At 46.0% G+C, this 11,662-nt stretch carries 13 protein-coding genes and 1 pseudogene; 8 read left to right on the top strand and 6 right to left on the bottom strand.

What is annotated here, in order from left to right; translation table 11 throughout:
* Window positions 1-284: 284 nt before the first annotated feature.
* From ACK5MF_RS13770 to ACK5MF_RS13785, 4 genes are read right to left on the bottom strand one after another with little or no spacing between them, the layout of a single operon-like run.
* Window positions 285-851: a type I DNA topoisomerase gene (locus tag ACK5MF_RS13770; protein ID WP_416923156.1), complete on the bottom strand. Its 567-nt coding sequence runs from the start codon at window positions 849-851 to the stop codon at window positions 285-287.
* 15 nt (window positions 852-866) lie between these two features.
* Complete coding sequence (locus ACK5MF_RS13775; protein ID WP_416923158.1) at window positions 867-1,343, bottom strand: DUF494 family protein; 477 nt, start codon at window positions 1,341-1,343, stop codon at window positions 867-869.
* Between the two features lie 2 nt (window positions 1,344-1,345).
* Window positions 1,346-2,461 (bottom strand): DNA-processing protein DprA, encoded by a 1,116-nt coding sequence (gene dprA / locus ACK5MF_RS13780; protein WP_416923160.1) that lies wholly within the window; start codon window positions 2,459-2,461, stop codon window positions 1,346-1,348.
* Window positions 2,462-2,463: 2 nt separating this feature from the next.
* Window positions 2,464-2,943 (bottom strand): hypothetical protein, encoded by a 480-nt coding sequence (locus ACK5MF_RS13785; RefSeq protein WP_416923162.1) that lies wholly within the window; start codon window positions 2,941-2,943, stop codon window positions 2,464-2,466.
* Window positions 2,944-3,081: 138 nt separating this feature from the next.
* Between ACK5MF_RS13785 and def the strand changes: the two genes are divergently transcribed.
* From def to ACK5MF_RS13810, 5 genes are all read left to right on the top strand, one after another.
* Window positions 3,082-3,594 (top strand): peptide deformylase, encoded by a 513-nt coding sequence (gene def / locus ACK5MF_RS13790; RefSeq protein ID WP_416923164.1) that lies wholly within the window; start codon window positions 3,082-3,084, stop codon window positions 3,592-3,594.
* 17 nt (window positions 3,595-3,611) lie between these two features.
* Complete coding sequence (fmt, locus tag ACK5MF_RS13795; RefSeq protein WP_416923166.1) at window positions 3,612-4,559, top strand: methionyl-tRNA formyltransferase; 948 nt, start codon at window positions 3,612-3,614, stop codon at window positions 4,557-4,559.
* Window positions 4,560-4,687: 128 nt separating this feature from the next.
* Window positions 4,688-5,968, top strand: a complete 1,281-nt coding sequence (gene rsmB, locus ACK5MF_RS13800; protein ID WP_416923168.1) for a 16S rRNA (cytosine(967)-C(5))-methyltransferase RsmB — start codon at window positions 4,688-4,690, stop codon at window positions 5,966-5,968.
* A gap of 62 nt (window positions 5,969-6,030) precedes the next feature.
* Window positions 6,031-7,407 carry a Trk system potassium transporter TrkA gene (trkA, locus tag ACK5MF_RS13805; protein WP_416923170.1) on the top strand — a complete coding sequence of 459 codons (1,377 nt, stop codon included), beginning with the start codon at window positions 6,031-6,033 and terminating at the stop codon, window positions 7,405-7,407.
* 15 nt (window positions 7,408-7,422) lie between these two features.
* Window positions 7,423-8,868 (top strand): TrkH family potassium uptake protein, encoded by a 1,446-nt coding sequence (locus ACK5MF_RS13810; RefSeq protein WP_416923172.1) that lies wholly within the window; start codon window positions 7,423-7,425, stop codon window positions 8,866-8,868.
* Here ACK5MF_RS13810 and trhA read toward each other — a convergent pair.
* Together trhA and ACK5MF_RS13820 are read right to left on the bottom strand one after the other, a co-directional pair.
* A complete protein-coding gene (gene trhA, locus ACK5MF_RS13815; protein WP_416923174.1) occupies window positions 8,865-9,509 on the bottom strand; it encodes a PAQR family membrane homeostasis protein TrhA in 645 nt (214 codons plus the stop codon). The two genes, ACK5MF_RS13810 and trhA, sit on opposite strands and share 4 nt — an antisense overlap.
* 88 nt (window positions 9,510-9,597) lie before the next feature.
* Window positions 9,598-10,392 carry a sporulation protein gene (locus tag ACK5MF_RS13820; protein ID WP_416923176.1) on the bottom strand — a complete coding sequence of 265 codons (795 nt, stop codon included), beginning with the start codon at window positions 10,390-10,392 and terminating at the stop codon, window positions 9,598-9,600.
* A 297-nt stretch (window positions 10,393-10,689) separates the two neighbouring features.
* On the opposite strand from ACK5MF_RS13820, the gene ACK5MF_RS13825 reads away from it, so the two are divergent.
* The 3 genes and pseudogenes from ACK5MF_RS13825 to ACK5MF_RS13835 form a co-directional block, all read left to right on the top strand.
* A complete protein-coding gene (locus ACK5MF_RS13825; RefSeq protein WP_416923178.1) occupies window positions 10,690-10,857 on the top strand; it encodes a hypothetical protein in 168 nt (55 codons plus the stop codon).
* Window positions 10,858-11,062: 205 nt separating this feature from the next.
* Window positions 11,063-11,332, top strand: a complete 270-nt coding sequence (locus ACK5MF_RS13830) for a YihD family protein (RefSeq protein ID WP_416923180.1) — start codon at window positions 11,063-11,065, stop codon at window positions 11,330-11,332.
* Window positions 11,333-11,477: 145 nt separating this feature from the next.
* Window positions 11,478-11,662, top strand: a pseudogene (locus ACK5MF_RS13835) (helix-turn-helix domain-containing protein); the annotation flags it as partial.

An 11,662-nucleotide genomic window follows, 5' to 3' on the forward strand; every position in this document is an offset into this window, starting at 1 on the left:
ATATCCCACCCTCAATCACAGTATTGGTCTGACTAAGTATTGGGCTTTGCGCTATTTTGGACGCTTACCCACCAGTACCGCCGAAACAGATTACGGTTAGTTGTGTACATCTAACTTCCTATGGCTTCCTTCAGACCCCACCGTTAGCCCGTGACGCCCTTGCCATTCGGATTGTCTTCCCCTTAGTCAGGGTGACTCCACTTTCTTTCAAGTGGACGGGTTTGCCAGCTTTGCTGGGCAAACAAAAAGGCGCTTTAAGCGCCTTGTTCTATAGAGCTGTTTCTCTATTGCTCCTGAACATGCCCACACTTGCGATCCGCACACTGCTGCTTAGTCCCACTGGCGAGTTTTTTCTCAACCAGCAATGAAAAGCCACACTTTTCACACTTCCCCGCTATTGGCGGCAAGTTCACGGCAAACTTACACTTAGGATAAGTATCACAAGCATAGAACGTTTTACCAAAACGGGTTTTTCGCTCGACTAAATGACCTTTTCCGCATTCAGGACATGCGTATAACTGACTAGGTTTCGCTTCATCGGCAGGCGTATCTTGCGATTCGATATGGTGGCACTGAGGGTAAGCACTGCAACCGATAAACATGCCATAGCGCCCTTGGCGAAGTACAAGTTCACTACCGCATTCAGGGCAAGGCACACCGAGTTCTTTCACTATGTGCCCGTCATTCTGGTGCAGTGGTTTAATGTAGTCACACTTAGGATATTGGGTACAGCCAACAAATGGACCATGTTTGCCATGGCGAAGCTGTAATGCTCCGCCACATTGTGGACAAGGTTCGTTCAGTGCTTGCTCATGAGCTGAAAACAGCTCGCTATCAATTTTACTGCTCATAATCCGTTTATTAGCTTAATGAAGAATGCCCTGCTCTTTGCTGTACAAGAGCTCTTCCATCAGCGTATACGCGTTCTCATTTCCCGGAACATTGAACAGCACCATGAGGATGATCCATTTCAGATCATCTAACTCTAACTCATTGGTCTCAAGCCCCATCACTCGATCAATGACCATTTCACGAGTTTCAGGCGTTAGTACCTTGATTTGCTCCAGAAATAGAATGAATCCACGAGACTCGATATTCAGACGTACCATCTCTTGCGCAGTAAAAATACGCATAGATGTTGCCGCACTGGTTGAAATTTTTGACTGAGCGTCCGTCTGCTGCAAAGCCGCTAGATCTTCTAACCAGTTTAGGGCTTTGTAGATATCTTTTTGGTGAAACCCTGCCCGAAGCAATTCATCTTCAAGCTCGTCTTGATCCACTTGCAACTCTGCATCGCTATGGATATAAGTTTCAAACAGATACATCAGAATATCCATCATCATAGCTAGCCCCTCCCCTTACGAATATAGCCACCGGAAACTGCAACAACATGCCCTGAAAGCTCAAGCTCTAGGAGCTGCATCATGACTTCTTGGACAGGTATATGGGTCCTGTTTGCCAGAATATCAACTGGTGTAGCTTCTTCTCCTACGTTAGCTAACAGCTCAGGAAATGGCAATTCATCTTCATCATTTAAAGATAAAAAAAGTGTTTGCTGACATGGTTGCGGTTGTAATCGATTGAAATCCAACATTGATTCGATTTCATCGAGTATGTGCTGTACATGTTGAACTAAACAAGCTCCCTGTCGAATCAAACCGTTACTGCCGACACTATTGGGATTAAGAATCGAGCCCGGCACAACAAATACCTCCCGGTTTTGTTCCATCGCATAACGAGCGGTAATCAAAGAACCGCTCTTTTCTGCCGCCTCAACAACCAATACCCCCATAGATAAGCCACTGATAATTCGGTTGCGACGAGGAAAGTGAGCAGGGCGAGGTTTTGCATTGGGGCGAAACTCTGAAACAAGCGCTCCACGTTCACAGATCCGCTGGGCAAGGTGTTGATGCCTTGTTGGATAAATAGAGGCAAGTCCGGAACCCAATACTGCGATAGTTTTACCCTCCGCTTTTAATGCCCCATCATGGGCATAACCATCGACGCCGACTGCCAAGCCACTGGTAACCACTAAATCGTGTTCAACCAGTTGTGCCGCAAACTGGTGGGACATTTTCTGACTATCGATACTGGCGTTGCGACTACCGACAATCGCAATCTGAGGCAAACTCAATGTTTCTATTTGGCCTTCAACAAACAGTACATTGGGCTGTGCAGATATCTGTTGCAGTAGCGCTGGATAAGTATCGCAAAATGGCGTAATAATATGCCGACATTGAGCATTGCTTAACCAATCGAGTGACTCATCCACTTCTTTTTGTGCATCATGAACTAAATAATGAACCTGTTCGGAAGACAGACCCAAAATCTGCCATTGCTTAGCGGTATAGTTAGCGAAGTTAGATAACGAATCTCGGCTTAGTAACAGCGTGATCGCCTTTTTACTCAACTTGGGAGTAAATGCAAGAGCCAACCATGCGGCCAATTTGTGCTCTTCCATTGTTACTCTCCGCGGTCTCGAACAACAAGACTTCGGGGAAAACGTTCCCTGTCACTAGCAGTTGCTATCCGTAGTGGCAACAAATAATCGCCCTTTTTAACCTCTTGATATTGTTTGGAGATGTGCAATATCGAAATATTTTCACTGCTTTCCACTAACTCGCCTGTAGCTAAAAGCCGCAATACTAACGTCGACTGATTGCCATGCTGGAATTCAACTTCAGAGCGATAGACACCCCAGTCACGATGACGGCTCTGCTTACCATCAAAATAAATCAGCTCTTGCTGGGTAATATATTGACGATCTCCACTACTCGCTACGACTCGTGGGCTATGAGCATAGTGTATCTGATCTACAAAATATGTAGACGTTGTGATCGTTGGTGCTGATTGAGCGACGTTCGATATCTCATCACCAGCAGCAAACACATCAGCACTAAACACCACAACAAGCATATAAAAATGCCTGTATAACCACGCCATAACCGTATATCCCGCGTTAAATGAATGAGAATGATTTTGCTAAATCACGCTAGATGCTGTCATTTGACTGATAAAATGTCTAGAATTGAGCCAACAAGCTTTCTCCTGTTTCGACCTAGTTCAATAATTCGAGTGTATATGTCTGTATTACAAGTATTAACATTCCCAGATGATCGTCTTCGCACCATTGCCAAGCCGGTTGAAAAAGTCACACCAGAGATCCAAACCATCGTAGATAACATGATTGAGACCATGTACGACGAAGAAGGTATTGGTCTAGCTGCGACACAAGTCGACATTCACCAGCGCATCGTGGTGATTGATATTTCTGACAGCCGTGATCAGCCAATGGTATTGATTAACCCGGAAATTATTGAGAAACGCGGCGAAGATGGTATTGAAGAGGGCTGTTTATCTGTCCCTGGCGCTCGTGCTCTTGTGCCACGCGCAGCCGAAGTGACGGTGAAAGCACTTAACCGTGATGGTGAAGAATTTTCTTTTGAAGCGGATGACCTTTTGGCTATTTGTGTGCAACACGAGTTGGACCACCTGGAAGGCAAGTTATTTGTTGATTATCTTTCACCACTAAAACGTAAGCGTATCAAAGAGAAGCTAGAAAAAGCAAAACGCTTCAACGAAAAGAATCAATAAAGAATAGAGAGGTTACCTTGAGCCAATCATTACGAATTGTCTTTGCAGGTACTCCGGATTTCGCCGCCCGTCACTTGGCGGCGTTATTGTCTTCGGAGCACGAAGTCATTGCTGTTTATACACAGCCAGATCGCCCGGCAGGTCGTGGTAAGAAACTGACCGCAAGTCCGGTAAAAGAGTTAGCCCTTGAACATAACATCCCGGTTTATCAACCAGAAAACTTCAAATCTGATCAAGCAAAACAAGCGCTTCCTGAACTCAACGCAGATCTGATGGTGGTGGTGGCTTACGGCCTATTACTACCACAAATGGTATTAGATACCCCGAGATTGGGTTGTATCAATGTTCATGGCTCTATCCTGCCTCGTTGGCGTGGTGCGGCTCCAATTCAGCGTTCTATCTGGGCTGGCGATGCACAAACGGGCGTAACCATTATGCAGATGGATATCGGTCTGGATACTGGCGACATGCTGAGCATTGCGACTTTGCCAATTGAAGCGACAGATACCAGTGCCTCCATGTACGACAAGCTTGCTGTACTTGGTCCACAAGCGTTAGTTGAATGTTTAGCCAATATTGCAAACGGTACAGCTAAAGCAGAAAAACAAGATGATGAGCAAGCAAACTACGCGAAAAAGCTCAGCAAAGAAGAAGCGCGGATTAACTGGAACGATGATGCTGCGCACATTGAACGTTGTGTGCGTGCTTTCAACCCATGGCCCATGAGTCACTTTGAAGTTGCTGAAAATAGCATCAAAGTTTGGCAAAGCCGTGTTGTGGATCAAAGCTCCAACAAGCCTGCTGGCAGCATAATACAAGCCGACAAAACCGGCATCTATGTGGCAACAGGCAATGGCGTATTAGTATTAGAGCAACTTCAAGTACCGGGCAAAAAAGCGATGTCAGTACAAGATATCCTCAATGCACGCGCTAGCTGGTTTGAAGTGGGCACACAGCTCAACTAATCAAGCCATCATATTGATAAGCCTCTATATTGACTGGTGGCAATATCTCCCGCTTCGGTTAACCGGATGGGAAAAGTACATTAATCACAGGGGCAGAGATGTCCCTATTGAATTTTAAGGGTTTCACCATGAATGTTCGCGCAGCCGCTGCTAACGTCCTTTTCCAAGTGGTCGACAAAGGTCATTCACTTTCTCACGCTCTTCCAGCCGCTCAAAAAACCATTCGTCCAAGAGATCACGCTCTGCTGCAAGAAATTTGCTACGGCGCGCTACGTTATCTTCCTCGTTTAGAGTCTATTGCCAATGAATTAATGGAGAATCCACTCAAAGGCAAAAAGCGGGTCTTTCACCATCTGATTTTGGTGGGTATCTATCAGCTCAGTTTCATGCGTATTCCATCGCATGCTGCGGTAGCCGATACCGTTGAAGGTACCAAAACGCTACGCGGAGAGAACCTAAGTGGACTGATCAACGCTGTGCTACGTAACTACCTGCGTAATCAAGAACAATTGGATGAAATGGCGGTTAGTCACAACGCGGGGAAATATGGTCACCCAAACTGGATTCTTAAAATGCTACAAGAGAGCTACCCAGAGCAATGGGAAGCGGTCGTAGCAGCAAACAACAGCAAAGCGCCGATGTGGCTGCGCGTAAACCACCAGCATCACACGCGTGACGAGTACCAAATCTTGCTCGATGAAGCGGAAATCGAATACACCCTTCACCCTGAAGCCAATGATGCGATCAAACTGGTTACGCCTTGCGATGTCACCTTACTTCCGGGCTTTGAAAAAGGTTGGGTTTCAGTGCAAGATGCTGCGGCTCAGTTAGCGATTAACTACCTTCAGCCGCAAGAAGGCGAGCTGATTCTGGATTGCTGTGCCGCGCCGGGTGGCAAAACCGCACACATTCTGGAACACACTGAAGATACAGAAGTGGTGGCGCTCGATAGCGATGCGACACGATTAAACCGTGTACACGACAACCTAGAACGTTTAAATCTCAAGGCCGATGTTATTTGTGGTGATGCACGTTATCCACAACAGTGGTGGCAAGGCGAACAATTTGATCGTATTTTGCTTGATGCACCCTGTTCGGCAACAGGTGTCATTCGTCGTCACCCTGATATTAAGTGGTTACGCCGCGCGAACGATATTGATGCATTAGCGGCACTACAAGCTGAAATTTTGCAGGCAATGTGGCAACAATTGAAACCTGGTGGTAGGTTAGTTTACGCTACATGCTCAATCACACCTCAGGAAAACGTCCTGCAGGTCAAAGACTTTTTGGCGCGCACATCTGACGCGCAACTGATTGGTTCAGATCCAGAGCAACCAGGTCGTCAAATTCTTCCTGGCGAGCAAGATATGGACGGCTTCTACTACGCTGTGATGGTTAAAAACGCGTAACGAATTGAATCAAAGGCAGCCCGAGGCTGCCTTTGATGTAAGTAGATAATAAGAGAACAGGTATGAAAATCATCATTCTTGGTGCAGGACAAGTAGGCGGCACATTAGCCGAGAACCTGGTTGGCGAAAACAACGATATTACGGTTGTTGATAAAAACGGTGACCGCCTCAGAGAGCTGCAAGATAAATATGATTTACGCGTTGTGAATGGCCATGCCAGTCACCCTGACGTACTGAGAGAAGCGGGCGCACAAGATGCCGACATGCTGGTTGCTGTCACCAATACCGACGAGACCAATATGGCCGCTTGTCAGGTGGCTTTTACTCTGTTTAACACACCAAACCGTATTGCTCGAATTCGTTCTCCACAATATCTTGCTGAAAAAGAAGCGTTATTCCAGTCAGGCGCAGTGCCTGTCGACCATTTAATCGCACCGGAAGAACTGGTGACAAGCTACATCGAACGCTTGGTTCAATACCCGGGCGCACTGCAAGTAGTGAGCTTTGCCGATGAGAAAGTGAGCCTGGTCGCAGTAAAAGCTTACTATGGCGGACCTTTGGTGGGTAACGCACTTTCTGCACTGCGTGAACATATGCCGCATATCGATACCCGTGTTGCGGCAATCTTCCGTCAAGGTCGTCCAATCCGTCCACAAGGCACCACCATCATTGAAGCCGATGACGAAGTGTTTTTCGTCGCCGCAAGTAACCATATCCGTTCGGTAATGAGCGAGTTGCAGCGCTTAGAAAAACCATATCGTCGCATTATGATTGTCGGTGGTGGCAACATAGGCTCAAGCTTGGCCAAACGCTTAGAGCATATGTATAGCGTCAAACTGATTGAACGCAATTACGACCGAGCAGAGCAACTTTCCGAAGAGTTAGAAAACAGTATCGTTTTCTGTGGTGATGCGGCAGATCAGGAACTGCTCACCGAAGAAAACATCGACCAAGTAGATGTATTCATCGCGTTAACCAACGAAGATGAGACCAATATCATGTCGGCAATGCTGGCAAAGCGTCTCGGTGCGAAAAAAGTGATGGTGCTTATCCAACGCGGTGCTTACGTCGACCTTGTTCAGGGTGGCGTGATTGACGTCGCAATTTCTCCGCAGCAAGCGACCATTTCAGCGTTGCTCACGCACGTACGTCGCGCTGATATTGTCAACGTATCTTCACTGCGTCGTGGTGCCGCAGAAGCAATTGAAGCGATTGCCCACGGCGATGAAACGACCTCAAAAGTGGTTGGACGCGCCGTCGGTGATATCAAACTTCCACCGGGTACGACGATTGGTGCAATTGTCCGTGGCGAAGAAGTTCTGATTGCCCATGACCGCACAGTGATTGAGCAGGATGACCACGTAGTGATGTTCCTGGTGAACAAAAAATATGTGCCGGATGTCGAAGCGTTGTTCCAGCCAAGTCCTTTCTTCTTATAGGTTATTGGCGTCACTATGCTGAATTTACGCCCCATTTTATTTGTTATTGGGTTAGTGCTCTCCAAACTAGCCCTGTTTATGTATCTGCCAACCATAGTTGCATTTGTAACCGGTACAGGTGGCTTTCTCGAATTTGCGCAAGCGGTGATTATCACCCACATTGTGGCATTCATTTGTCTGACCCTTGGGCGAACATCCGATTTTCGCTTAAATGTGCGAGATATGTTCCTTATCACCAGCTTAGTGTGGACCATTGCCAGCGCCTTTGCCGCACTGCCCTTCGTGTTTATCACCCACATCAGCTTTACCGACGCTTACTTTGAGACCATGTCAGGCTTGACCACTACAGGTTCTACTGTGCTCAGCGGGCTTGATAACATGGCATTAAGCATTTTGCTGTGGCGTTCCATTTTGCAATGGCTTGGTGGCGTCGGCTTTATCGTGATGGCAGTAGCAGTGCTGCCCATGCTCAACGTGGGTGGTATGAAGCTGTTCCAGACGGAATCTTCCGACTGGTCGGATAAAAGTAGTCCGAGAGCCAAAACGGTGGCAAAAAACATCGTGGTGGTTTATTTGGTGTTAACTCTGCTATGCATTATCAGCTACATGTTGACGGGCATGGGTTTATTTGACGCAATCAACCATGCCTTTACGACATTATCGACAGGCGGATACTCAACCTCAGATAGCTCGATGAACCACTTCTCCAATGGGGCTCATTGGGTCGCAACGCTATTTATGTTCCTTGGTGGATTACCATTCTTACTGTTTGTTGCTACCTTGAGAAAACGTAACCCTATGGTGCTGTTGAAAGATGCTCAAGTGCAGGGCTTTTTTCTGCTGTTTATTGTCGCAAGTTTAATCATCGCAGCGTGGCTCAACCTACACAATGGTTACTCTGTTTTAGACGCTTTGCGCATTGCAATGTTCAACATTGTTTCGGTTGTCACCACCACAGGTTATGGACTTGATGATTTCAGCGCATGGGGCGCACTGCCAACCACTCTATTTGGTTTTATCATGATGGTTGGAGCCTGCTCTGGCTCGACAGCGGGTGGCATCAAAATCTTCCGTTTTCAGATTTGTTTTGCCTTATTGAAAAACCAGATGATGCGACTGATCCACCCAAATGGTGTTTTCGTGCAACGTTATAACCAACGCCCAGTAAATGAAGATATTGTCCGTTCAGTGGTCGCTTTCGGTCTGACCTTTGCCATCACCATTATTTTGATTGCAGGTTGTCTATCGGCAATGGGGCTAGATCCGGTGACCAGTATTTCCGGTTCAATTACAGCCGTTGCTAACGTAGGTCCTGGCATGGGAACCGTGATTGGTCCTACAGGTAACTTTGCCAGCCTTCCAGATGCGGCAAAGTGGGTACTGAGTTTTGGCATGCTGATGGGGCGCTTAGAAATTTTGACCATTCTGGTGCTGTTCTTCCCGGCATTCTGGAGACGCTAGATCGGATTCACATACAGATAAATCGCCAAGAAGTGGCAAGCGCAGCCTGCAAGAACAAATCCGTGCCAGATAGCATGGTTGTATGGGATGCGTTTGGCTACGTAGAAAATAACCCCCAACGAATAAACCACACCACCCGCGGCTAATAATGTTAGCCCACCCACATCAAGATTCAACGCCAGTTGGTAAATCACCACCAGAGATAACCACCCCATCGCCAAATACGAAATCAATGAAAAGCGCTTAAATCGATAGACAAACGCAATTTTCATCACGATTCCGAGTAAAGCAATCGACCAGATCACTATCATCAAACCAAAAGCGAGCGGTGTGCGCAATTCAACCAGCAGAAAAGGGGTGTAGCTACCTGCAATCAATAAGTAAATTGCGCAATGGTCAAAGGTTTTCAACCAGCGTTTAGTGCTCTGGTGTGGAATAGCATGGTAGAGCGTTGACGCGAGAAACAGTGCAATCATACTGCCGCCATAAACACTCATACTGACAATGGTCAGAACGTCGGCACTATGGTCGACGGCTTTTATGAGCAATAACACTAAGCCGACAATACCCAATAGCAAACCAATGCCATGGCTGATGACATTAGCGACTTCTTCTTTTACGCTGTATTCGCTGACTGACATACCACACCCATACCAAACTGGACAGTTTGGCAAAGTATGACATACTCAACTTACAACCGTAAGCTGAAACTGTTAATTTTGCGTTAAACTACTCACAGTGAGAATCGAGATATTCCAGCACTTTTACCCCAGCTTTTTGCGGTGATTCGTCACTGGTGATGGTCATTTGACGTTTGAGCTCTCCGAGCCCTAACAGGCTAGCAAGCATACCGGTTGCGCCTCTTTGATAGCGATCGACTTCAAACCACATCTGCAGAGAATCTTTATCTCGATAAGCGACAATTTCCAGTTCACGCCAGCGACCGTGAAAAGGTCCAGTGGTGGGCACAAATTCAAACTCTTGCACAAAAGGCAATGCAAAGCCTTGTGCGGCTTCACACTCAACCTGACGAAGGCGCAATCCTTGCTCCTCCAGTTCAGAAAAAATGCCATCCATCAAAGGATCAGGGCGAACCGTCAAAATATCTTTGTCGGTTGGATCTAAAGCCATTGCAATATCGAGCCCGGTTTCTAACCAGACTTTGGCATCGCCAATAGTGACAGGCGTATTCCAGGGCACGGCGAGATCAACGTCAAAATCACGCGTTTCACCCGGTTGTATGGTAAATGAATACGGCAAGGACCAATCAGCTAACACATAAGTTTGATGCACTTTGCGTTTGCGAGAACCGTGCTGTTTCGATCTGTCTTGTACAACTTCTTCCATATAACGGCAGCACAATTTTAATTCAATATTATCAATATCCTGTGCGCTTGATCCGCCATAGACATGAACGGTAAATTTTACCGCTTGACCAGGGTAAAGTACTTCTTGCTGAAGAACGGAATCGACCTTAGCAGAGCCAATTCCAAAACTGGCGAGGGTTTTCTTAAGAAACGACATACACACCTCCATCAATGTCTATTTATAGTAAAGCGCATGACTTTCAAAACTCAATTACCGTCCTCACATAACCAATTCATTTTTTTTAACATATTGATTGGTTAACTATCGATCATTTGAAAACTTGGTGCTAATCTAATCTTGATATGATTTATATCGTTATTCCTAGACAATTTAAGTGGATTGGCGATTGCCAGAAGGAGCCATCCTTCAAACACTTCGGTGCCAGAAGAGCAGCTCATAGTTGCCTAGGTCCATTACATCGGCAATGGATATGCCTGACTGTTAGGTAAATGAATGCGCCCAACAACTGTCAGGTTTTCGCACACAAACCGTAGTGCAATGCGTCGTCGTAGTGGCTTCGTTGCTGCTCCGGTTGCGAAAAAAATTGCACCTGCAAAAACTCTTGTTGAGAGCAATGCACTGACTGCATCGCCAGAGACAAAAGTTAACCAGGCTGCTTGATATAGAAAAGCGCAGAGCGATTTGTTTATTTAGACGACTCGTTTATACAAACGATTGGTTAACACAAGAAAGCACTCTGCGCTTTTTTCTTTTCTACTTTTCTTTTCTACTCTTTCCTACATTTGATACCTTAAGCGAAAACCATTACAAGACTATCTAAAAATCTAGGTTATCGAAAAAGCGAATTGTGGAGAAAGCTATGGCCATGAAATGTCACCGTATTGAAGAACTGCTTGAGTTACTCGAACCAGAATGGCAAAAGGATTCTGAATGTAACCTACTGCAATTTATCGTCAAATTGGCAGGTGAAGCGGGCTATAAAGGGCAACTGGAACAGCTCACTGACGATGTCCTTATTTATCATCTGAAAATGCGCAACAGCGCCAAAGATGAAGTGATCCCCGGCATCAAAAAAGATTATCAAGATGACTTTAAAACCGCACTGCTTCGTGCTCGTGGCGTCATCAAAGATTAACTATTTCAAATAGATAGATAAATCGATAAATAAATAGATAAGAGCGGCTGTTGAGTTAATGCCAATCAGTTAAGAGAATCCTCGTTCCCATGCTCTGAAGTGACCCCCAATAGTTGGACAACCAATTATTGGGGGTCTTTTATTTATGTCCAAATACAGTCGCGAGTTAAAGTTCAAAGTAGCTAAAAAGTATCTTGATGGCTCCACTCCTCGAGAGCTCGCTGAAAAATATTCTGTCCCAACAAAACATGTTCGTTATTGGGCTCATGTTTTCACTATGCATGGTTCAAATTCATTTTTAATTGATGGCCATTCTCTTAGTGCGGAAGC

Origin of the sequence: Vibrio sp. (genome assembly GCF_047973365.1) — a bacterium.
In the GTDB taxonomy this organism is placed as follows: domain Bacteria; phylum Pseudomonadota; class Gammaproteobacteria; order Enterobacterales; family Vibrionaceae; genus Vibrio.